Here is a 22,585-nt window from a genome sequence, read left to right on the forward strand (position 1 = left end):
GCTAAAAATCAGCGAGATCGCACCGTCTGATTTTCGCGCGCGGCGACGCTAAAGCTTCTGTACGGGCGCGTGGTTGTGCATCAACTTGACCCGGCCGGAACTGCCGAAATCGATGAGCGACATGGCCGATTCGCCGACGCCGCTGACCTCTTCGACGCGACCCAGACCGTACTTGTCGTGCGTGACGCGGTCGCCCGGGGACAGCACCACCAGCGGCTTGTTGCGGTTCGGCGCCGGCCGCATCGGCGACGGACGTCCACCGCCCAAACCGCTCGAGCCACCGGACCCATAGCGGCTCGGTGCCGACAACGATGGTGGCGGCTCGACCCGCCGCCAGTCGATCAGCTCTTGCGGAATCTCTTGCAGGAAGCGTGATTCCGGGTTCAGCATCGGCTGCCCCCACGAGGACCGCACCTTCGCGCGGCTGAGGTACAGCCGCTGCCGCGCCCGGGTGATGCCGACGTACGCCAGCCGGCGTTCCTCGGACAGCTCGGTCGGATCGCCGAGGGCGCGCATGTGCGGGAACATGCCGTCTTCCCAGCCGGTCACGAAGACGACGGGGAATTCGAGGCCTTTGGCGGTGTGCAGCGTCATCATGGTGACGACGCCGTCGCCGTCTTCGGGGATTTCGTCGGCGTCGGCCACCAGGGAGACCCGCTCCAGGAACGCGGCCAGCGCTCCGGTGTCGGGCACGTCCTCGTCCAGTTCCTCTTCCTGCAAGGCCTGCGCATTGGCCAGGTCGGTGCTGAATTCGTGTGCGACGCTGACCAATTCGTTCAGGTTGTCCAGCCGCGCCTGATCCTGCGGGTCGCTGGAGGCCTCCAGTTCGCGGCGGTAGCCGGTGCGGTCCAGCACAGTCTCGACCAGGTCGCCCAACTCACCGTCGAGCCCGCCGCGCAAGCTGTCCATGAGCTCGACGAAACTGGCGATCGCTTTCTCCGAGCGGGAATTCAGCATCGGCACCCGACCCTCGGCGGCGGCCTGCAGGGCGTCGTTGAAGCTGGCGCCGGTGTTCTCGGCGTACACCGCCACGCAGGCTTCCGCGCGGTCGCCGATGCCCCGGCGCGGGGTGTTGAGGATGCGCCGCATGCTCACGGCGTCGCCCGGGTTATCCAGCACCCGCAGGTACGCGACGATGTCGCGAATCTCCTTGCGCTCGTAAAAGCGCATGCCGCCAACGACTTTGTACGGAATGCCGGCCCGGATGAAGATGTCTTCCACCGCCCGCGACGAGTTGTTGGTGCGGTAGAACACCGCGACGTCGCCGTAGGTGAACTTGGTGTCGATACCGCTGCCCTTGGTGGTCAGCGTGTCGATCTCCTCGGCGATGAACCGGGCCTCGTCGTGCTCGTTGTCGGCGACGTAGCCGACGATCAGCTCGCCCTCACCGGCGTCGGTCCACAGCTTCTTGTCGCGGCGTCCGGCATTGCGGCTGATGACGCCGTTGGCCGCCGACAGGATGTTCTGGGTGGACCGGTAGTTCTGTTCGAGCAGAATGGTTTTCGCGTTCGGGAAGTCGCGCTCGAAGTCCTCGATGTTGCGGATCGTCGCGCCGCGGAACGCATAGATGGACTGGTCGGCGTCACCCACGACGCACAGTTCGGCGGGCGGGACGTCATCGGAGCCTTCTGGCGCGTGGTGCCCGACCAGCTCGCGCACCAGTACGTACTGGGCGTGGTTGGTGTCCTGGTACTCGTCGACCAGGATGTGCCGGAAACGCCGACGGTAGTACTGCGCGATCTGCGGAAAGCTTTGCAGCACAGCGACTGTCTCGCCGATCAGATCGTCGAAGTCCATGGCGTTGGCGGCCCGCAGCCGGCGCTGATACTCGCCGTACACCTCGGCCACGATGCGCGGCAGGTCCTCGTCGGCCTCGGACGCCTCGGAGGCGGCCTGCAGCGGGTCGATCAGTTCGTTCTTCAGGTTCGAGATCGCGGTGGCCAGCATGCGCGGCGAGTACCGCTTGACGTCGAGGTTGAGGTCCTTGCCGACCATCATCAGCAGTCGGCGCGAGTCGTCGGCGTCGTAGATGGAGAAGTTGGAGTTCAGCCCCGGCAGCAGCGAGGCCTGGTTGCGCAGGATGCGGACGCAGGTGGAGTGGAACGTCGACACCCACATCGACTTGGCGCGCGGGCCGATCAGCTGGACCACGCGCTCACGCATCTCGGCGGCGGCCTTGTTGGTGAAGGTGATGGCCAGCACCTGGCCGACGCCGACGTCGCGGTTGCCCAGCAGGTAGGCGATGCGCCGCGTCAGCACCGCGGTCTTGCCCGAGCCGGCTCCGGCCACGATCAACAGGGGCGAACCTTCATGCAGCACCGCTGCGCGCTGCTGTGGGTTGAGGCCGTCTAGAAGCTGATCAGTGTCGGGGGCTGCGCTCGTCATATCAGCTCAAACTTACCGCTGCAGACCGACAACTTTGCGCTGGCACCGGCCGGGATGGCACACTCGAAACGTGCTCAATGCGCAGCAGCGATTTTTCTACGGGTACCGGACGCCGGTACCCGGGGTTTAGCTGCTTCCCTTCAGCCCCGTGGTCCGCATCCGGATCCGGGGCTCGTTTGTTGTGTGAGGCCTGAATTCGGATGACACCAGAATCCACCAACAGCGAGGAAAACATGTCAACCGAAACCGAACTCCCCAACATCGACGAGCTCCGCCTCGAGATCGACGAGCTGGACGCCACCATCCTGGCGGCCGTCGCCCGTCGCACCGAGGTCTCCAAGCTCATCGGCAAGGCCCGGATGGCCTCCGGCGGCACCCGACTGGTGCACAGCCGCGAGATGAAGGTCATCGAGCGCTACAGCGAGCTGGGCCCCGAGGGTAAAGACCTCGCGATGCTGCTCCTGCGCCTGGGCCGCGGCCGCCTCGGCCACTAGCCCCATACCGGGCGGCGTTTCCTGCGTCACACTAGGGTTTGAGGCATGGCTGATCACACTCCCGCTGCCGACATCTCGACCACCACAGCCTGGAAGTCGCTCAGCGCGCACCATGCCGCGGTCGAGACGACGACGCTGCGCGAGTTGTTTGCCGACGACCCGGACCGTGGCCGGGAACTGACGCTCACCGTCGGTGATCTGTACATCGACTACAGCAAGCACCGGGTGACCCGCGAGACCCTTGCGCTGCTGCTCGACCTGGCCCGCGCGGCCGGGCTGGAACAGCGCCGCGACGCCATGTTCGCCGGCCAGCACATCAACACCTCCGAGGACCGCGCGGTGCTGCACACCGCTTTGCGGCTGCCGCGGGGTGCGTCGTTGGTGGTCGACGGTCAGGACGTGGTCGCCGACGTGCACTCAGTGCTCGACGAGATGGGCACGTTCACCGACCGGCTGCGCAGCGGCGAGTGGACCGGCGCCACCGGGCAGCGCATCACGACGGTCGTGAACATCGGTATCGGTGGCTCCGATCTGGGGCCCGTGATGGTCGACCAGGCACTGCGCCACTACGCTGACGCCGGCATCTCGGCCCGGTTCGTGTCGAACGTCGACCCGGCGGACCTGGTTGCCAAGCTCGACGGACTCGACCCTGCCACAACGCTTTTCATCGTCGCCTCCAAGACGTTCTCGACCTTGGAGACCCTGACCAACGCGACTGCAGCCCGCCGCTGGCTGGTCGCCGCACTCGGTGATGACGCCGTCGCCAAGCACTTCGTCGCCGTCTCCACGAACGCAAAGCTGGTGTCGGAGTTCGGCATCGACACCGCCAACATGTTCGGCTTCTGGGACTGGGTCGGCGGCCGCTACTCGGTGGACAGCGCCATCGGGCTCTCGGTCATGGCCGTCATCGGCAAGGAGCGGTTCGGCGAGTTCCTGGCCGGCTTCCATCTGGTCGACGAGCACTTCCGCACCGCACCGCTGGAAGCGAATGCGCCTGTGCTGCTTGGCCTCATCGGCCTGTGGTACTCGGATTTCTTCGGCGCGCAAGCGCGCGCGGTGCTCCCCTACTCCAACGACCTGGCCCGCTTCGCGGCCTACCTGCAGCAGCTGACCATGGAGTCCAACGGCAAGTCGGTGCGCGCCGACGGCACCCCGGTGAGCACCGACACCGGCGAAATCTTCTGGGGCGAACCGGGCACCAACGGCCAGCACGCCTTCTACCAACTGCTGCACCAGGGCACCCGGCTGGTGCCCGCCGACTTCATCGGGTTCAGTGAGCCGACCGACGACCTGCCCACCGCCGACGGCACCGGCAGCATGCACGACCTGCTGATGAGCAACTTCTTCGCTCAGACACAGGTGCTGGCCTTCGGCAAGACTGCCGAGGAGATCGCGGCAGAGGGCACCCCGGCCGACGTCGTGCCACACAAGGTGATGCCCGGAAACCGGCCCACCACTTCGATTTTGGCGACCAAGCTGACGCCGTCAGTGGTCGGCCAGTTGATCGCGCTGTACGAGCACCAGGTCTTCACCGAGGGCGTCATCTGGGGCATCGACTCGTTCGATCAGTGGGGCGTCGAGCTGGGCAAGACCCAGGCCAAGGCACTGCTGCCCGTCATCACGTCCGACGCCGCACCCGCCGCTCAGTCCGACAGCTCGACCGACGCCCTCGTGCGGCGTTACCGAGCGGAACGCGGCCGCGTTTCGTAGTGATTTGTGCACGAAAATCCGCGGTCCGCGCGGAAAATCGTGCACAAATCGCTAGGCGAAGTACTTGGTGAAGCGCGGCGGGACGAGCTTCATCACCTCGACCAACGGCCACCACGGCCAGCCCGGGACGACGGCGCGGCCCTTTTCCTTCTCGATGGCGTCGACCATGGCCTTCACGCCGGTCTCGTTGTCGACCATGAGCATGGTGGATTTGGACTTGGCGGTCATCTCGGACTCGATGTAGCCGGGCTCCAGCACGGTGACCTTGATGGGGCCGGACGGGTATTCGGCGCGCAGCGACTCACCCAGTGACGTGACACCGGCCTTGCTGGCGGCATACGCGGCCTTGTACCCCGGGACGCCCACGTTGCCGAGCACCGACGACACCAGGACCAGGTGACCCCGGCCCGCCGCCTTGAAGATCTCCAGCGCCGTTTCGATCTGCACCAGTGCCGCAACCAGATTCGTCTCGATGGTCGCCTTGTTGGCCCACAGTTTCCCGCCGCCCAGCGGGTAGCCCTTGCCGATGCCGGCGTTGACGATGACGCAGTCGATGCCGCCGAGTTCGTCGGACAGCTCCTGGAACACCTTGGGCACCTGATCGTGGTCGTTGACGTCGAGCGACGCGATGGCGACCGTGACACCGGGGTGTTGCGCCGCCAGTTCGGCCTTGAGTTCTTCGAGGTTGTCCAGCCGGCGGGCACACAGCGCGAGGTCGCGGCCCTTGGCGGCGAACTGCCGGGCCATACCGGCGCCCAGGCCCGAGCTCGCGCCGGTGATGAGGATTTTCTGCCGAGTCATGACTGCAGCGTAGCGAACTCGACACGTGTCAAGAAAGGTCGCAGGGTGCAGGATCGACGTATGAAGCTCGCCGCCCTGTTGGTCATCGGGTTGGGCATCGCGTGGGGTCCGGTGTCCTCTCCCCTCGCCCACGCCGACACCGATCCATTGTTCCGCCTGGTCGACACCGCAGCCCAGCGGCTGCAGACCGCCGATCCGGTCGCCGCCGTCAAGTGGATCAACGGCGGCTCGATCGAGGATCCCGCGCGGGTCGATCAGGTGCTGTCCGCCGTCGGCGCCCAGGCCACAGCGTCGGGTGCCGACCCCGCGTTCGTGCGGGAGGTGTTCACCGACCAGATTCACGCCACCGAGGGCATCGAGTACCTGCGATTCAGCCAGTGGAAGTTCGATCCGGCCACCGCTCCCGTGGCGGCGCCCGACCTGTCCCAATCACGCACGGCGATAGACGGTTTCAACCACACGATGGTCACCGAGATCGCCGCGCAGCAGGGCGTCCTACACGGCCCGGGCTGTACCGTCGCACTGGACGCAGCCCGCGCGCAGGTGACCGACCAGCGGCACCTGGACCCGCTGTATCAGCAGGCACTGGCGGCCGCGACCAAGAACTACTGCAGCTGAATCACTTGAGCAGCTTGGACATTCGCCGGTCGGCCAGCACCTTGCCGCCCGTCTGGCACGTCGCGCAGTACTGAAAAGACTTGTCCGCAAAGGACACCTCACGGACCGTGTCGCCGCAGACCGGGCACGGCAGCCCGGTGCGGGCGTGCACCCGAAGCCCGGACCGCTTCTCCCCCTTGAGGGTTGCCGCGCCCTGCCCGACCGATCGAGTCACCGCATCGGTGAGCACCGAGATCATCGCGTCGTGCAGCGTCCCCAACTGTTCGTCGGTCAGCTTGCCCGCGGTCGCGAACGGGGACAGCTTGGCCACGTGCAGGATTTCGTCGCTGTAGGCGTTGCCGATCCCGGCAATCGTCCGCTGGTCGGTGATGACGTTCTTGATCCGCCCGGTGTTGCCGGCCAGGACCGCACCCAATTCCGTCGGCCCGAGTGACAGCGCGTCCGGTCCCAGCGTGGCGATCTGCGGGACCGCCAGCGGATCGTTCACCAGCCAGACGGCCAACCGCTTCTGGGTCCCCGCCTCGGTCAGGTCGAAACCCGGTGCCTCACCCGGCTTTCCGAGATGCACCCGCAAAGCGATCGGGCCCTTGCCTGGTTTGAGCGGCGCGGGAGCCAGCTTCTCCGACCAGCGCAACCACCCCGCCCGGGACAGGTGCGTGATCAGGTGCAGGTCGCCGACCTGCAGGCCCAGGTACTTGCCCCAGCGGTTGGCCCCGGTGACCTCGTTGCCGTACAGCGCCGTCGGCGGCGGATCGAAGGTCTTGAGCACAGAGAAGGCGGAGACGTCGACGCGGCCGATCGGCAGACCGACCGCATGACGACGCAGGTGATCAGCGAGCGCCTCGACCTCGGGAAGTTCCGGCATGGGTTCAGGCTAGCGACTGGAGGTACCGCATGCTGTACACATGGCAGACCGCTCGGCGCCCGCCCCGGCCACCAATCCGCTCCGACGCATGTTGGTCATGAACGCGGTACCGCGCCGCTGGCCGTTCGCGCTGCGGGCCGCGGTCTGCATGATGGTGCCGATTCTCGCCGGGTGGGCCGCCGGAGACGTGTCCGCCGGGTTGGTCGCCACGATCGGCGGATTCACCTCGCTCTACGGCAGTGGGCGCCCGTATCTCAACCGCGCGATGTACCTCGGCGCCATCGCCGTCGCCTTCGCGGTGGTCGTGGCACTCGGCGACTGGGCCGCCGCGACCCCGTGGTCCGCCGTGCTGGTGGTGTCGGTGATCGCGATGATCGCCGTGCTGATCTGCCAGGCGCTCTCCGTCGGACCACCGGGCGCCTACATGCCGGTGCTGGCCTGCGCGGCGGCGGTCGGGATCGCGGCCGAGCACCTGAGCCCGTGGCGACTGGGTGCGCTGGTGCTGGCCGGCGGTGCGTTCTCCTGGGTGGTTCACATGGCGGGCGTCCTGGTCCGCCCGCGCGGGCCGGAGCGCGCCGCCGTGGCCGGTGCCGCCGACGCGGTTGCCACCTACATCGAAACCTCGTCGCCCGACGCCCGGCACCGTGCCGCACAACTGCTGCACGAAGCGTGGATCACCCTGGTGACGTTCCAGCCGGTGCGGCCCAAACCGGATGACGCCCTGTATCGGCTGCGAATGACGAACCGCCGGCTACACGTGCTGTTCGCTGAAGCCATGGCCGCCGCCGACCGCGGCCAACCCATGTCGGTCGACGGCGCCGCGTTGGCACGGCAGCTGGGCGCGGTGCCCGACGACATCGGCGGCAGTTTCGAGGGCCTGATCCCGCTGGGACGGCCGTCGGTCGGCACCCTGCTGCGTCGGGCCGTGACGCCGGGGGCTCCCCCGCTGACCGCCGCACTGCGCACCGCGGTCGCCGTGGCGATCGCCGGCACCGTCACCGTCGGCCTGAACGTGGACCACGCCTACTGGGCCATGGCGGCGGCAGTGCTGATGCTGCACCAGGGGTTCGATTGGCGGCGCACAGTGCAGCGCGGCATCGAACGCACCCTGGGCACCTGGCTCGGCCTGCTGCTGGCCGGTGGCATCTTGGTCGCCGCGCCCGGTGGCCCCTGGCTCGCCCTGATCGTCGGCACGCTGCAGTTCGTGATCGAGATGTTCGTGGTGCGCAACTACACGGTCGCGGTCATCTTCATCACGCCGGCGGCGCTCACCATCGCGTCGGGTGGTCACCGCATCACGAACGTGCTCGACTTCCTGCTCGCCCGCGGCATCGACACCGTGATCGGCTGTGCGGTAGCACTTCTGGTGCTGTGGCTGACGCGGCGTGGACATCCGGCAGCGCGCCCCGCAGAGTCGATCGCCGCGACGCTGGATGCCGTCGCCGTCGTGGTCAGCCATCTCGCCGCGGGCGCGGTCACCACCGACCAGGCCCGCAATGACCGTCGTGATCTGCAGCTGCGCGCGATGGCCATGCTCCCGGTCTACGACACCGCCATCGGCGGGTCGACCCGGGACCGGATTGCGGCAGAACGACTTTGGCCGGCGATCGTGGCCACCGAGCAACTGGCCTACCGGACGCTCGCCGCGGGTTGGGCCACCGAACGGTCCGAAGCGCCGATCACCCCCGACGACGCCGAGCGGCTGACCGCGACCATCGGCGACCTGGCCGAAACGGTCCGCACCGGACGGCCCGCAGCCGACATCATCGAGCCACCGGCCTTCGGCGCCACCGAGTTACAGGCGATCCGGGCGTCGCTGACGTCGTGATTTGTGCACGTTTTTCCGCGCCGACCGCGGAAAATCGTGCACAAATCGCTAGTTCTCGATGGCGCGCTGCACCAAACCCAGCGCCCAGCCGACGACCGACAGCAGGATCGCCGCCCAGATCGCGGTGAACCAGAACTGGTCGATCGACAGGCCCCAGTGCGTGGTGTTCTCGGTGATCCACGAGGTGATCCACAGCATCCACGCATTGATCACGATGTGGACCAGGCCGAGCGTGAGGATGTACAGCGGGATCGCGAACAGCTGCACGATCGGCTTGATGATGGCGTTGACCAACCCGAAGACGAACGCGACGACCAGGATGATGCCGACCCGCTCCAGTTGGCTGCTGCCCACCGGGAAGACGAAGGCGATCCCCGACACCATCTTGGTGACCACCCACAACGCCAGGCCGGTCACGGCGGCCCGCAGCAACAACGATTTCATACCGTCGATTCTGCCCGCAGCAGATAGATGTCCATGATCCAGCCGTGCCGGACCCGGGCCTCGGCACGCTCCCGGGCGATCCGTTCCCCGACCTCGGCGACGGTGCCGGCGATCAGCATCTCGTCCGGGGTGCCGAGGTAGGCGCCCCACCAAATGCGGGTCTGCGGTGGGCATTCCAGGAACGAGCACTCGCCGTCGAGCATCACCACCGCGGCGCCGGCCGGCCCGTGCTCACGCAGCTGACGGCCCGTCGTGATCAGCACCGGCTCGCCAATGTCGTTGAGCGGGATGCGATGCCGGGCGGTCAGTGCCTGGATGGCGGTGATGCCGGGAATGACGTCGAACTCGAATTCGACGTGTTCGGCGACCCGGTCCAGGATGCGCAGGGTGCTGTCGTAGAGCGACGGATCGCCCCAGGCCAGGAAGGCGCCGACGCCGTCGGGCCCGAGTTCGGTTTCGATGGCCTCGGCCCACAGTCGGGCCCGCGCGGCATGCCATTCATTCACAACGTCGTGGTAAGCCCGGCCATCTTCGGCCTTGGCCCGCTTGGGATCGGGCAGCGCCACGAACCGGTAGTCGGGGTTTTCGATGAACCGCTCACAGATCAAGCGGCGTAGCGCGACGAGGTCGTCCTTGGTGTCACCTTTATCCATGGCGAAGAACACCTGGGTGTCATTGAGCGCCGCGACGGCCTGAGCGGTGACGTAGTCCGGGTCGCCGGCGCCGATACCGATGACGTGGATAGTGCGCATCCGCGAAGGCTAGCGGCCTACGGCGGCTTCACTTTTATCCAGTACCGCAGGTATTGACTACCTCCGGTATCGGACGTAACTTCGAGACACCGGACACTTTCGAAGGGATGTCAACGATGACAGCTTCGGTCAAGGGCCAGACCAGTCGCGCAGAGTTCGCCGAGCGCCTGCTCAAAGGCTCGGTGCGCAAGTCTTACGCGCCGATCGTCGATATCGACTGGGATGCACCGATCGATCCGGACAAGTACTTCCTGCCACCGAAAGTGGTGTCGCTGTACGGCACGCCGATCTGGGAATCGATGAGCCGGGCCGAGCAGATCGAACTGTCCCGCCAGGAACTGGTGAACACCCTCTCGGCGGGCATCTGGTTCGAGAACATCCTGAACCAGGCGCTGCTGCGCAAGATGATGCACCAGGACCCGACTGCGAGCACGACCCACTACGAGCTGACCGAACTGGGCGACGAGACCCGGCACATGGTGATGTTCGGCAAGGCCATCGAGAAGGTCGGCGCCGATCCGGTGCGGCCGAAGTGGTACCAGCGCACGATCATCAACATGCTGCCGTTCGCCTTCCAGGGCTCGATGCTGTGGGTGGCGGCGCTGATCGGCGAGGAGATCTTCGATTCGCTGCAGCGGCAGATGATGGACGACCCCGAGCTGCAGCCAATGGTGCAGCGGCTCATGCGGATTCACGTCACCGAAGAGGCCCGGCACATCCAGTTCGCCCGCGACGGGCTGCGCAAGCGCACACCCGAGATGTCGTGGCCGAAGCGCTTCTGGATCGGCAATCTCAACGGCGTGGGTGGGCTGTTCTTCCGGTTCCTGTTCACCAACAAGGTGCAGTACCGCCGCGTCGGCCTGGACGCGCGGGCCGCCCGCCGGATGGCGCGGACCTCGCCGCACCGGATCGAGACGCAGATCGCGGGCTTCGCACCGCTGGCCTCGTTCCTGGAGGAAGTTGGACTCCTCGGCCCCATCGCGCGCCGGCTGTGGCGACGCAGCGGATTCCTGCCCGGCGGCCCCATCGCGCCCGCGGCACGCGCGGACATCGCCGACGCCGAAGACCTCTATGACGGACCCGCCACCATCGACGGCCGCGAGGTGCGGGTCCGGCTGGCCGGACACCTGAATCCGATCGACGGCCAGTACCACTGGCGCGGAACGGTTTTCGAGGCACTCGATGAGCTACCCCGCACCCCCGTCACCGTGGCGGTGGGCGACCGCACCGCGACGGCACGGGTCACCGAACGCAGCCAGCAGGGCGGCTACGCCATCAGCGGCGCCGGTCTGCCGCCGTTCCCGCTCGCCTGACACCCACCGAATGGGCTGTGCCCTTCCCAACAAACTAGAACACGTTCTAATATCGGGCGATGAGGTTCACCTACGCCGAAGCGATGACCGATCCGAAGTACTACATCCCGCTGGCCAAGGCGGCTGACGAAGCCGGTTACCACGCGATGACCATCCCGGACAGCATCGCGTACCCCTTCGAGTCCGACTCGAGCTACCCGTACACCGCGGACGGCAGCCGCGAGTTCCTCGACGGCAAATCGTTCATCGAGTCGTTCTCGCTGATCGGCGCCCTGTCGGCCGTCACGACCAAACTGCACTTCAACATCTTCGTGCTGAAGCTGCCCATCCGGCCGCCGGCCCTGGTCGCCAAGCAGGCCGGGTCGCTTGCCGCACTGTTCGACAACCGGCTGGGCCTGGGCGTCGGTACCAGCCCGTGGCCGGAGGACTACGAGGTCATGGGCGTGCCGTTCGCCAAGCGCGGCAAGCGGATGGACGAGTGCATCGACGTCGTCCGCGGCCTGACCTCAGGTGACTACTTCGAGTACCACGGCGAGTTCTACGACATCCCCAAGACCAAGATGACGCCTGCGCCGACCAAGCCGGTGCCGATCCTGGTCGGGGGCCACGCCGACGCCGCACTCAAGCGCGCGGCCCGCAACGACGGCTGGATGCACGGCGGCGGCGACCCGGCCGAGCTCGACCCGCTGCTTAAGAAGCTGGCGCAGTACCGCGAATCCGAGGAGCGCATCGGACTCTGCGACGAGTTCCAGATTCACGTCATCTCGATCGACGGCTTCACCGTCGACGGCGTGAAGCGCCTCGAGGACAAGGGCGTCACCGACGTCATCGTCGGCTTCCGGGTGCCCTACATCATGGGCGAGGACACCCAGCCGCTCGATGAGAAGATCAAGCACCTCGAGATGTTCGCGGAGAACGTCATCGCCAAGGTCTAGTCGCCGCGCGGACGCGAAACCCCCAAAACCAGCACGTTTTGGGGGTTCTCGCTCGGTGGTTACAAGTCGATGATGTGCATGGCGGCCTCCTCGGCCGAGGCCGCGCCACCATCGATGCCGACATCGCCGCCGGTGAGTTCACCGTCCTGATCGCCCGAGACGAGGCGGCCGGACCGCCGGTCACCCACCTCGTCGTCACCCCACTGCTCATCGACCGTGTCACCATCGTCGAGTTGCATTGCGGGGTCTGGCTCCTCCTCAGCGAGGAGTTCATCGAGTGTCTCGTGATCCCGCGGCTCGCGCCACGCGTCCGGCGGTTCGTAGCCTTCATCCAGCAGGTCGTCGACGCCGCGGTCGATCAGCATGTCCTCCTGGGTCAGCTGATCGTCGTCGTCGACGCCGTACTCGTCTGAGCCGCTCATGGCTTCACCTTGCCACGTATCGCCAAATCCCGCGACCAGCTGCGCACCAATCGGCGAGCAGACGTGAACACCCCCAAAACCATCGCGCTTTGGGGGTGTTCACGTCTGCTCGCGGGAATAGAGATCACAGCGTGCGGCTGATGATCTCCTTCATGATTTCGCTTGTGCCGCCGTAGATCTTGTTGACCCGCGCCGCGGCGTAGGCGCGGCCGATCGGGTACTCCATCATGTACCCGTAGCCACCGAAGAACTGGACGCACCGGTCGACGACCGCCACTGCCCGGTCGGCGGCGATCAGCTTGCCCATGGAGGCAATCGCCGGATCGTTGTCGCCGTCGATCAACGCCTGCACGCAGTAGTCCACCGTGGTCTTGATGGACAGCACCTCGGCCTTGAGCTCGGCGAGCTGGAATCGGTTGTGCTGGAACTTGATCAGCGGCTTACCGAACGCCTCGCGCTCCTTGGTGTACTTGATGGCCTCCAGCACCGCGGCCTCGGCCATGCCGGCGCAGATGGAGCCGATGACCAGACGCTCGCGAGCCAGCTGCGACATCAATTGGTAGAAGCCCAGCCCCTCCTGCTCGCCGAGCAGGTTGGCGACCGGTACCCGCATGTCGGTGAAGAACAGCTCGCGGGTGTCCTGGCCGTGCTGGCCGACCTTCTCCAGCACCCGGCCACGCTCGAAGCCCGGCAGGTCGTTGACCTCGGCAACGATGAGCGAGACACCCGCCGCCCCTTGAGTGGGATCGGTCTTGGCGACAATCACCACCATGTCGCACAGAGATCCATTGGAAATAAAGGTCTTTGACCCGTTGATGACGTAGTCGTCGCCATCGCGGATCGCGGTGGTGCGGACGGCCTGCAGGTCCGAACCGGTGCCCGGCTCGGTCATCGCGATGGCCAGCACGGTCTCGCCACTGATGATCCCCGGCATCCAGCGGGCCTTCTGTTCCGCGCTGCCGTACGTGTCGATGTAATGGGCCACGATCGGCGAGTGCACCGACCAGCCCGAAGCTGAATCATGTGCCAGCGCAAACTCTTCGGCCACCACTGCCGAGAAGCCGAAGTCGCCACCCGCGCCGCCGTACTCCTCGGGCAGGTCCAGGCCCAGCAGGCCGGCGTCGCCCAGCTTGTTCCAGAACTCGCGGTCGACCTGGTGATTCTTGGCCCACCGTTCCTGATTGGGCGTGGCCTCTTTGGCCAGGAACGCCGCGGCGTGCTGACGCAGCTCGCGGTGCTGATCGGTCTCCCAGCTGGCCCGGTACTTCGGGAAGAGCTCTGACATCGGTCCACCTCGCTAAAAGTTCCGTGCGCTATACAACTGTATAGGCTCTTGTTCATGTGTACAGTACATTGATCTGGTTGTCGACGGGAGGTCTGATGGTTGATCCACGGGCAACTGTCGACGACCTGACGGCCAAAGCGCGTATTCGCAACACCGCGCTGGACCTCTACGCCAAACACGGCGAGGACCGAATCTCTTTGCGCGCCATCGCCGCTGAGGCAGGTGTCGCAGTGGGACTGGTGCAGCACCATTTCAAGACCAAGGCCGGCCTGCGGGATGCGGTGGATCAGCTGGTGGTCGACTACTTCGCCAATGCCCTCGCCGAGGTCCCCGAATCCGCCTCGACGGCAGTGCGCGACGATGCCGTCCGGGACATGCTGCGGGCCAATCCGACGGTGGTCGACTACGTGCGCCGGGCCCTGCTGCAGCCCAACGTCGCCGACAGTCACCTGATCGACGTCATCGTCGACCTGACCCAGCGCGAGGTCCGGGCCGCCCGCAAGACCGGTCGCGCCTCGACCACCCGACGGGAGAACACCCAGGTCGTCGCCGTGCTGGCCCGGCAGATGGGCGAACTACTGTTGGCACCCATGGTCGACGCGGTGTGGCAACGGGTGGCGCCGGATACGAAACCGCCGCGACTGCGGGTGGCTGTCGACGAGGCCGCGCAATGACCGTCACCGTCGATGCATTCGAGGTCGCGGACACCGCGGACTCCTGGACCGCTGCCGGCTTCACCGTCGACCCGGACGGCGCATGCCGGATCGGCGGCGTCCAGATCCGGTTGGTCGGGCGTGATCGCGGCAAGGGCATCGTCGGCTGGTCGCTGCGCGGACTGCCGTCCGACGCCCCGCTCGACGGCATTCCCACCACCCGGTCGGACACCCCGGCAACGACGCCGGCCGTGCACGCGAACGGCGCCATCTCGATCGACCACGTCGTACTGCTGTCGCCAGACCTGAATCGGACCGTTGCGTCGCTGGCGGTGGTCGACGTCCACCCGCGCCGGGAACGCGACGGACAACTCGGCGGACGACCGATGCGTCAGATCTTCTTCCGGCTGGGTGAGGTGATCCTCGAAGTCGTGGGCTCACCGGAGACGACGGGCGACGGGCCGTCGACGCTATGGGGTCTGACCTTCGTCGCCCAGGACATCGACGCCACCGCGGCGTTCTTCGGCGACCGCACCGCACCAATCAAACCGGCGGTGCAGCCGGGACGACGGATCACCACGCTGCGCCACCAGGAATTCGGGATGTCGGTCCGCACGGCGATGATCTCCTCGCACGTCCGGGACGCTAACCTCGCACCATGACCGACCGCGGCCCCGTCTTCGACGGCATCTCGATCGGGCGGCCCGCGACCGGCGCGCTGATCGACGCCGGCTATCGCACCCTCGCCGACCTGCCCGCTGATCTCAGCGAGCTTCTCCCCATGCACGGCGTCGGACCGAAGGCCGTGCGACTGCTCCAGGAGGCGCGCCAGTCATGAGCGACTCCGACACCGATGACATCGTGGTCATCCACACCGACGGCGGCTGCCGCCCCAACCCCGGTCCCGGCGGCTGGGGCGCGGTGCTGCGCCTGCGTCACCACGTGCGCGAGATGTGCGGCGGCGAGCCTGGTGAGACGAGCAACAACCGGATGGAGCTGACGGCGCCGATCATGGCGCTCGAAGCGTTGACGCGGCCCGTCGTCGTGCACCTGCACACCGACAGCACCTATGTCCGCAACGGCATCACCAAGTGGGTGCACGGTTGGGAACGCAACGGCTGGCTGACGGCGTCGAAGCAGCCGGTGAAGAACGTCGACCTCTGGAAGCGACTGCAGGCTGCCTGCGCCCGGCACGAGGTCGAGTGGTTCTGGGTGAAGGGGCACGCCGGCGTCGCCGACAACGAGCTGGCCGACCAGTTGGCGACCCGGGGCCTGGAAGAAGCCGTCGCCGCTATTCCCAGATGACCTCATCCGGCGTCTTGTCGGGTCGCAGCCCGCGCCAGCTGGGCTGGCGCAACCGGCTGTCGGTGGTGCGCTCGCTGTAGCGCACCTCCCCCACCAGCTCGGGCCGTACGTACGTCACGCCTTTGGCATCCAGGGTGGAAAGTGGTGCGGTAAAAGGTGATTCACTGGTTTCTAGAGGCTGCAGCAGCGCCCGCAGGTCGCCCAGCATCTTGTCGGTGAACCCGGTGCCGACCCGCCCGGCGAACTGCAAACCGCCCGCAGCCGGCACCCCCACCAGCAGCGCCCCGATGCCGCTGGTGCGGCCGCCTTCCCCGGCGCGCCAGCCGCCGATCACCACTTCCTGGGTTCTCCAGAACTTGTCCTTGACCCAGGCCTCGGACCGTCCGGGCCGGTAACCGGAATCCCATTTCTTGGCGACCACGCCTTCGAAACCGCGGTCACCCGCATATGTCAAGGGAGCCTCCGCGGGCAGCAGCGGCGGCACCGTCAATGCGCCATCGGAAGCCAGCGTTTCCAACAGCTTTCGCCGATCCCGGTACTTCGCCCGGCTCAGATCACGCCCGTCGAGGGCCAGGATGTCGAAACACCAGAACTCGATGTGGGTGTCGGGGCCGCGGTTCTGCATGGCCTGAAAACTCGGGACCCCATCCTGCAGCGCGACCACCTCACCATCGAGGATCACGTGGTGCTCGGCGAGATCGGCTGCCAGGGACTGCAATTGCGGGAACTCGTCGGTGATGTCGCGGCCGCTACGCGCGGTGAGCCGGATCCGGCCGTGGTCGGCGTCGACCAGCAATCGGTAGCCGTCCCACTTGCCTTCGAAGGCCCAGTCATCCGGCGACAGTCGGCTCACCGAGCCATGGGTCGCCAGCATCGGTTGCAGCCGTTGCTCTTTCATTCGTCGGACCAGCCAGTTCTTGCCCTCGGTTTGGATCAGGACATACCGCCCGGAAACCCGGCTGCCGTGGAGGTTGACGATCACCTCACCGTGTTCACCTGGGTCCCGGAACTTTTCGGTGTCGTAGGTGCCCGCGTCCCAGATCGTGACGTGCCCGCCGCCGTACTCGCCCTTGGGGATGTCTCCTTCGAAGGTCGCGTACTCCAGTGGGTGATCTTCGGTGTGCACCGCCAGGTGGTTGACGGTCGAGGTGTCTGGAAGGTTCTTCGGCACAGCCCAACTGACCAGCACGCCGTCGCGTTCCAGCCGGAAGTCGTAGTGCAGCCGGCGGGCGTGGTGCTCCTGGATGACAAAGCGGTTGTTCTCCCCCGACGCCGGCCGCGCCGACGGCACCGGCTCGGGTGTCCGGCCCGGGTCGCGCATGCTGCGGTAGGTGGTGAGCCGGTCGGCCACGGGCGCACCGGCATCCAGTCCCGCGAGCAGGTCACCGTCGCGGTTCAGCCGGGTCAGCACCTCGTCGAACCGCAGCTGGCGCAACCCCGCGTCGTCGAGTTCGTCCCAGCTCCGCGGCGCCGCTACCGTCGGCTCGTCGCGGCCGCGCAACGAATACGGCGCCACCGTCGTCTTGGCTGACGAGTTCTGGCTCCAGTCCAGGAACACCTTGCCGGCCCGCACGCTACGGGTCATGGTCGCGGTGACCAGCCCGCCCATCGACGATTCGAGCTGCTGGGCAACACGTTTGGCGACGGCCGAGGCGCCGCGTGAGCTGACGGGCGTGGCCAGCGGCACATAGAGGTGCAGCCCCTTGCTGCCGCTGGTCAGCGGATAGGCCTCCAGGTCCATGCCGGCGACGAGGTCGCGGACCGCACGGGCCACCTCGCACAGCTGCGCCATGGTGACGTCGTCGCCGGGATCGAGGTCGAACACGATGCGGGTGGCCGGGCCTGGAGCATCGCCCACGAAACGCCATTGCGGCACATGCACTTCCAGTGCTGCCTGCTGGGCGATCCAGGCCAGCCCCTCGACCGTGTCGATGATCGGGTAGACGGTCGTCCCGCTGCGATGGGTAATGGCGCCGCGGTCCAGCCACTCCGGCGCCGACGACGCCAGATGCTTTTCGAAGAACGGCTGCTGCGCAACACCATTGGGCCACCGTTTACGGGTCACGGGGCGACCGGTGATGTGCGGCAACATCGCATCGGCAACGGCCAGGTAGTAGTCGAACACGTCGGCTTTGGTGGTGCCGGTCGCCGGGTAGAGCACCTTGTCCGGGTTGGTCAGCCGCACCCGTCCGAATTGCTCCACCGCTCAAGTATCCAAGTCCGGACGCGATCATGGGCCATACTTGGGTATGCGGTCCATCTGGAAGGGGTCAGTCGCCTTCGGACTGGTCAATGTGCCGGTGAAGGTGTACAGCGCCACCGAGGATCACGACATCAAGTTTCATCAGGTGCACGCCAAGGACAATGGTCGCATCAGATACAAGCGGGTGTGCGAGGTCTGCGGCGAGGTCGTCGAGTTCCGGGATATCGCCAAGTCTTTCGAATCCGAGGACGGGCAGACCGTCATCATCACCGATGACGACATCGCGACCCTGCCCGAGGAGCGCAGCCGCGAGATCGAGGTGGTGGAGTTCGTTCCCGCCGATCAGATCGATCCGCTGATGTACGACCGGAGCTACTTCCTGGAGCCCGACTCGAAGTCATCCAAGTCGTACGTGCTGCTCGCCCAGACGCTGGCGCAGACCGATCGGGTCGCCATCGTGCACTTCTCGCTGCGCAACAAGACTCGGCTTGCGGCGTTGCGCGTCAAGGACTTCGGCAAGCGCAACGTGATGATCGTGCACACCCTGCTGTGGCCCGACGAGGTTCGTGACCCGGATTTCCCGGTGCTGGACAAGGAAGTCGAGATCAAACCCGCCGAGCTCAAGATGGCCGGGCAGGTGGTGGACTCGATGACCGACGACTTCCACCCCGAGCAGTTCCACGACACCTACCGCGAGCAGATGGAAGAGCTCATCGAAGCGAAGATCGCGGGCGGCGAGGCGTTCACCACCGAGGAAGCGGCGACCGAACTGGACGCGACCGAGGACGTCTCCGATCTGCTGGCCAAGCTGGAGGCCAGCGTCAAAGCCCGCAAAGGCTAATTGAAACGTGTTCTAGAAATCTATTCCCGCAGCGCCTCAATCTTGCTAGCGTGCCTAACAACGACCACGACGAGGCGAATGAGGCACACGTGATTCTGGACAGATTCCGACTCGACAACCAGGTAGCCGTGGTGACCGGCGCGGGCCGCGGCCTCGGCGCGGCCATCGCCGTCGCATTCGCCGAAGCCGGTGCTGACGTGGTGATTGCCTCGCGCACCGAGTCCCAGCTGCAGGACGTGGCGAAGCTGGTCGAGCAGGCCGGCCGACGGGCGCACATCGTCGCCGCGGACCTCGCCCACCCCGACGAGACGGCCAAGCTTGCCGCGGCTGCGGTCGAAGCCTTCGGCAGACTAGATGTCGTCGTCAACAACGTCGGCGGCACCATGCCCGCGCCGCTCATGTACACCTCGCCGCAGGATCTCAAAGACGCCTTCACCTTCAACGTGGCCACCGCGCATGCGCTGACCCAGGCGGCGGTCCCGCTGATGCTGGAGCACGCCGGCGGCGGCAGCGTCATCAACATCACCTCGGCCGTCGGCCGGTTGGCGGGCCGCGGTTTCGCCGCATACGGCACCGCCAAGGCCGCATTGGCGCACTACACGAAGCTCGCCGCGATGGACCTCTGCCCGAAGATCCGGGTCAACGGCATCGCCCCCGGTTCGATCCTGACCTCGGCGCTGGACATCGTCGCCTCCAACGACGCGTTGCGCGATCCCATGGAGAAGGCCACCCCGATGCGCCGCCTCGGCGACCCCGAGGACATCGCCGCCGCGGCGCTGTACCTGGCGTCACCGGCCGGCGCCTACGTCACCGGCAAGGTGCTGGAGGTCGACGGCGGCCTCACGTTTCCCAACCTCGACCTCCCCATCCCGGACCTGTGAGGAACCCTTACATGCCAATCAAAGTCGCCGCAGTCGGCACTGGCAACGTCGGCCGCCATGCCCTGACTCAGCTCATCAATGACCCCGCCTACGAACTGACCGGCGTCTGGGTGTCCTCGGCCGCCAAGGCCGGCAAGGATGCCGGAGAGCTTGCCGGACTTGAGGTTTCGACCGGAATCAAGGCCACCAACGACCTCGACGCCATCCTGGCCGGCAAGCCGGACTGCGTCGTCTACACCGCCATGGCCGACAACCGGCTGCCCGAAGCGCTCGAAGATTACCGGCGCATCCTGGCGGCCGGGGTCAATGTCGTCGCCAGTGCGGCAGTGTTCCTGCAATATCCGTGGCAGGTGCTGCCCGCCGAACTGATCGCACCGCTCGAAGACGCCACACAGGAGGGCTGTTCGAGCCTATTTGTCAATGGCATCGACCCCGGCTTCGCCAATGACCTTCTCCCCCTTGCCCTCATGGGCACCTGCCAGAGCATCGAGCAGGTCCGGTGCATGGAGATCGTCGACTACGCCACCTACGACAGCGCGACGGTGATGTTCGACGTGATGGGCTTCGGCAAGCCCATCGACGAGCTGCCGATGCTGCTGCAGCCAGGCGTGCTCAGCCTGGCCTGGGGTTCGGTGGTGCGCCAGCTGGCCGCGGGCCTCGGCATCGAGCTCGACGAGCTGACCGAGGAGCACACCCGGGTGCCGGCGCCCGAGGACTTCGACATCGCGTCGGGCCACATCCCCGCGGGCACCACGGCGGCCATGCGGTTCGAGGTGCGCGGCATGAAAGACGGCCACCCCGTGGTCGTCCTCGAGCACATCACCCGCCTGCGCGACGACCTGTGCCCCGACTGGCCGCAGCCGGCGCAGGAGGGCGGCTCGTACCGCGTCGAGGTGACCGGCGAGCCGTCGTACGCCCTTGACTTGTGTCTCAGTAGCCGCAAGGGCGACCACAACCACGCCGGACTCGTTGCTACCGCGGCGCGCGTCGTGAACGCCATCCCGGCCGTCGTCGCCGCCGAGCCGGGCATCCGGACGACGCTGGATCTGCCGCTCATCACCGGAAAAGGCCTGTACCGCCCCAACTGACGCCGTCGAAAATAGAGTCATTCGTCGCTAGCGGGTGACCTACCTCTCAAAGCCAGAATCACTGCGTCCGATTCTGAGCCTTTGAAAGGGCCCGCTATGCACACCGCCGCTCGACCATTCGCTTCCGTCGGCGTGTCCCTGGCTGGGGCCGCGGCTATCGCCGTTGCCCCGGTCATGGCGCCGACCGTCAGTACCCAGATCCACCACATGGAAGCGCAGATCGAGCGCACCGCCGTACGTTTGACCGCCGCTGTCGATCCGTTCGCCGCATTCGGTGCAGCGTTCAAGAACACCGTCGCCAGCCTGCAGACCATCGTCAGCACGGCGCAGACCAACGGGCCGACGCCGATTCTGACCGCAGCTCTCAACAACCAGCTCGCCGCGCTCCAGGACCTACTGAAGCTGGTGTCGTCACCCGGATCGGTGAAGGTCGATCCCAGTCCGCAACCGGCTGTTCCCTTCGCGTCGGCCCCGCCGCTGCTGAACGCGCTGGGCAGCACGCTCGGCCAGATCGGGACCAACCTCACCACCGCGGTACCGCCGCTGTTGGCCGCCGCCGTCAACGACCTGGCGAAGGGCAACGTCGAAGATGCGACCAATCAGCTGCTGCTGGTCGGTTTGAACGCGTTGATCCCGCTGACCAATCTGCTCACACCCGCCATCAACTCGATCGCCTACCCGCTGCAAGGTCTCGTCACAGCCATCGACAAGCTCGGCCCGCTGGGCGTCATCGCCGCCAACCCGCTGCAGAACGCCGTCAACGTGCTCAACACGCTCAACCAGGGCTTCGGTGGGCTGCAACCGTCCAATGCCCTCGTCATCGTCGGTGGTCTGCTCGGCCCACTGATCCAGGCGCCCGCCGCGCTGGGCGCCGCGGTGCAGGACGTCATCGACGCCACGCGCACCGGCGACCTCGGCAAGGTGGCCACCTCGCTCATCTCGATTCCCGCGACGGTCCTCAACGGGGTCCTCAACGGCGGCTACGGCCCGGACCTGTCGACCGTGATCAACACGGGCCTGCCCGGCGTGCCGCTGTACGCGGGCGGACTGCTGACCTCGTTCGGCATCAACATCGGCGGCGGACCGCTCGGCTTCACCGTCAACCTGCCGGGCCCCGTCGCCGCACTGCAGCTCATGCAGAAACTCGTCGCCGACGCGCTCAAGCCGCCGCCGATCAAGACGGCTACGACGGCAGTCGCAGCCACCGCACCTGTCGCCGCCAACTCGGTGCCCGCTGCCGGCGCGACAACCGTCGCACTGCCGGCCGCGGCCGTCGTCAAGGCCCTGCCGGCTGCGCCGTCAAAGACCACCGCCACCACGAAGCCCGTTGACCAGACCACGACGAAGACGGATACGACGAAGGCCGACACCACGATTCCGACGGAGACGCCCACGAAAACTGGTGCGACAAAGCCTGATTCGTCGACCGAGACCGGGACGACCAAGCCCGCGGACACCGCCGGCAGCGAGGGTGCGACCAAGCCCGCGGACACCGGCACCGGGAAGACCCCCACCAAGGAACAGGGCGCAGGCGCTGATCACACCAAGGGCGGCGACACAAAGGCCGGGGATTCCAAGGGTGCGGACACCAAGGCTGACCCGAAGCCTGCCAAGCCCGCCAAACCCCACACCAAGCCCGGCAAAACCGACGCCAAGCCCGCCAAGGCATCTCACGGCGCCGAGCACGCCAAGTAGGACATCGAATGTTGGCTGGTGGTCGAGGATTTCGAGGATTCTCGACCACCAGCCGACGCTCGGGGCG

General features: G+C 66.7%; 22 protein-coding genes. 14 read left to right on the plus strand and 8 right to left on the minus strand.

The window, feature by feature from the left end; all coding sequences use genetic code 11:
* Positions 1 to 48: 48 nt before the first annotated feature.
* On the minus strand, positions 49 to 2,385 hold the full coding sequence (pcrA, locus tag A7G45_RS01500) for a DNA helicase PcrA (RefSeq protein ID WP_043390770.1): 2,337 nt from the start codon (positions 2,383 to 2,385) through the stop codon (positions 49 to 51).
* A gap of 200 nt (positions 2,386 to 2,585) precedes the next feature.
* Here pcrA and A7G45_RS01505 point away from each other — a divergent pair, with 200 nt between their 5' ends.
* A complete protein-coding gene (locus A7G45_RS01505) occupies positions 2,586 to 2,879 on the plus strand; it encodes a chorismate mutase (RefSeq protein WP_133763263.1) in 294 nt (97 codons plus the stop codon).
* 45 nt (positions 2,880 to 2,924) lie between these two features.
* On the plus strand, positions 2,925 to 4,589 hold the full coding sequence (gene pgi, locus A7G45_RS01510; RefSeq protein ID WP_260932829.1) for a glucose-6-phosphate isomerase: 1,665 nt from the start codon (positions 2,925 to 2,927) through the stop codon (positions 4,587 to 4,589).
* Between the two features lie 51 nt (positions 4,590 to 4,640).
* Here the strand turns inward: pgi and A7G45_RS01515 are convergent, their stop codons facing one another.
* On the minus strand, positions 4,641 to 5,390 hold the full coding sequence (locus A7G45_RS01515) for an SDR family oxidoreductase (protein WP_260932832.1): 750 nt from the start codon (positions 5,388 to 5,390) through the stop codon (positions 4,641 to 4,643).
* A 60-nt stretch (positions 5,391 to 5,450) separates the two neighbouring features.
* On the opposite strand from A7G45_RS01515, the gene A7G45_RS01520 reads away from it, so the two are divergent.
* On the plus strand, positions 5,451 to 6,008 hold the full coding sequence (locus A7G45_RS01520) for a chorismate mutase (protein WP_260932837.1): 558 nt from the start codon (positions 5,451 to 5,453) through the stop codon (positions 6,006 to 6,008).
* A 1-nt stretch (position 6,009) separates the two neighbouring features.
* Here A7G45_RS01520 and A7G45_RS01525 read toward each other — a convergent pair whose 3' ends face one another.
* Positions 6,010 to 6,873, minus strand: a complete 864-nt coding sequence (locus tag A7G45_RS01525; protein ID WP_043984016.1) for an Fpg/Nei family DNA glycosylase — start codon at positions 6,871 to 6,873, stop codon at positions 6,010 to 6,012.
* A 40-nt stretch (positions 6,874 to 6,913) separates the two neighbouring features.
* On the opposite strand from A7G45_RS01525, the gene A7G45_RS01530 reads away from it, so the two are divergent.
* Entirely contained in the window at positions 6,914 to 8,701 is a 1,788-nt protein-coding gene (locus tag A7G45_RS01530; protein ID WP_260932840.1) for an FUSC family protein, read from the plus strand.
* 48 nt (positions 8,702 to 8,749) lie between these two features.
* On the opposite strand, the gene A7G45_RS01535 is transcribed toward A7G45_RS01530, so the two are convergent.
* Both A7G45_RS01535 and cobF read right to left on the minus strand, forming a co-directional pair.
* Positions 8,750 to 9,145, minus strand: coding sequence for a phage holin family protein (locus A7G45_RS01535; RefSeq protein ID WP_260932843.1), 396 nt, complete (start codon positions 9,143 to 9,145; stop codon positions 8,750 to 8,752).
* Positions 9,142 to 9,897 carry a precorrin-6A synthase (deacetylating) gene (gene cobF, locus A7G45_RS01540; protein WP_260932846.1) on the minus strand — a complete coding sequence of 252 codons (756 nt, stop codon included), beginning with the start codon at positions 9,895 to 9,897 and terminating at the stop codon, positions 9,142 to 9,144. The genes A7G45_RS01535 and cobF overlap by 4 nt, the downstream gene beginning before the upstream one ends.
* 116 nt (positions 9,898 to 10,013) lie before the next feature.
* On the opposite strand from cobF, the gene A7G45_RS01545 reads away from it, so the two are divergent.
* Complete coding sequence (locus A7G45_RS01545; protein WP_260932850.1) at positions 10,014 to 11,210, plus strand: diiron oxygenase; 1,197 nt, start codon at positions 10,014 to 10,016, stop codon at positions 11,208 to 11,210.
* Between the two features lie 59 nt (positions 11,211 to 11,269).
* Positions 11,270 to 12,145 (plus strand): LLM class flavin-dependent oxidoreductase, encoded by an 876-nt coding sequence (locus A7G45_RS01550; protein ID WP_260932853.1) that lies wholly within the window; start codon positions 11,270 to 11,272, stop codon positions 12,143 to 12,145.
* A 59-nt stretch (positions 12,146 to 12,204) separates the two neighbouring features.
* Here A7G45_RS01550 and A7G45_RS01555 read toward each other — a convergent pair whose 3' ends face one another.
* Together A7G45_RS01555 and A7G45_RS01560 are read right to left on the minus strand one after the other, a co-directional pair.
* Entirely contained in the window at positions 12,205 to 12,567 is a 363-nt protein-coding gene (locus A7G45_RS01555; RefSeq protein WP_260932854.1) for a DUF5709 domain-containing protein, read from the minus strand.
* Positions 12,568 to 12,691: 124 nt separating this feature from the next.
* Positions 12,692 to 13,852 (minus strand): acyl-CoA dehydrogenase family protein, encoded by a 1,161-nt coding sequence (locus A7G45_RS01560; protein ID WP_260932856.1) that lies wholly within the window; start codon positions 13,850 to 13,852, stop codon positions 12,692 to 12,694.
* 95 nt (positions 13,853 to 13,947) lie between these two features.
* Here A7G45_RS01560 and A7G45_RS01565 point away from each other — a divergent pair, with 95 nt between their 5' ends.
* From A7G45_RS01565 to rnhA, 4 genes are read left to right on the plus strand one after another with little or no spacing between them, the layout of a single operon-like run.
* Entirely contained in the window at positions 13,948 to 14,526 is a 579-nt protein-coding gene (locus A7G45_RS01565) for a TetR/AcrR family transcriptional regulator (protein WP_260932858.1), read from the plus strand.
* A complete protein-coding gene (locus A7G45_RS01570; protein ID WP_260932860.1) occupies positions 14,523 to 15,167 on the plus strand; it encodes a glyoxalase in 645 nt (214 codons plus the stop codon). The genes A7G45_RS01565 and A7G45_RS01570 overlap by 4 nt, the downstream gene beginning before the upstream one ends.
* Entirely contained in the window at positions 15,164 to 15,343 is a 180-nt protein-coding gene (locus A7G45_RS01575) for a hypothetical protein (RefSeq protein WP_043984000.1), read from the plus strand. Before A7G45_RS01570 ends, A7G45_RS01575 begins: the two co-directional genes overlap by 4 nt.
* Positions 15,340 to 15,810, plus strand: coding sequence for a ribonuclease HI (gene rnhA, locus A7G45_RS01580; protein WP_043390745.1), 471 nt, complete (start codon positions 15,340 to 15,342; stop codon positions 15,808 to 15,810). The genes A7G45_RS01575 and rnhA overlap by 4 nt, the downstream gene beginning before the upstream one ends.
* Here rnhA and A7G45_RS01585 read toward each other — a convergent pair.
* Positions 15,797 to 18,013 carry an ATP-dependent DNA ligase gene (locus A7G45_RS01585; RefSeq protein ID WP_260932865.1) on the minus strand — a complete coding sequence of 739 codons (2,217 nt, stop codon included), beginning with the start codon at positions 18,011 to 18,013 and terminating at the stop codon, positions 15,797 to 15,799. The two genes, rnhA and A7G45_RS01585, sit on opposite strands and share 14 nt — an antisense overlap.
* Positions 18,014 to 18,059: 46 nt before the next feature.
* Between A7G45_RS01585 and ku the strand changes: the two genes are divergently transcribed.
* The 4 genes from ku to A7G45_RS01605 all read left to right on the plus strand — a co-directional run bounded on the left by ku (position 18,060) and on the right by A7G45_RS01605 (position 22,518).
* Complete coding sequence (ku, locus tag A7G45_RS01590) at positions 18,060 to 18,854, plus strand: non-homologous end joining protein Ku (RefSeq protein ID WP_043983996.1); 795 nt, start codon at positions 18,060 to 18,062, stop codon at positions 18,852 to 18,854.
* 89 nt (positions 18,855 to 18,943) lie between these two features.
* Complete coding sequence (locus A7G45_RS01595) at positions 18,944 to 19,735, plus strand: SDR family oxidoreductase (RefSeq protein ID WP_260937888.1); 792 nt, start codon at positions 18,944 to 18,946, stop codon at positions 19,733 to 19,735.
* 11 nt (positions 19,736 to 19,746) lie between these two features.
* A complete protein-coding gene (locus tag A7G45_RS01600) occupies positions 19,747 to 20,823 on the plus strand; it encodes an NAD(P)H-dependent amine dehydrogenase family protein (protein ID WP_260932870.1) in 1,077 nt (358 codons plus the stop codon).
* 132 nt (positions 20,824 to 20,955) lie between these two features.
* Entirely contained in the window at positions 20,956 to 22,518 is a 1,563-nt protein-coding gene (locus A7G45_RS01605) for a flagellar motor protein MotB (protein WP_260932872.1), read from the plus strand.
* The last annotated feature ends 67 nt before the right edge of the window (positions 22,519 to 22,585 follow it).

It is taken from the genome of Mycolicibacterium llatzerense (assembly GCF_025331195.1).
GTDB lineage: Bacteria > Actinomycetota > Actinomycetes > Mycobacteriales > Mycobacteriaceae > Mycobacterium > Mycobacterium llatzerense.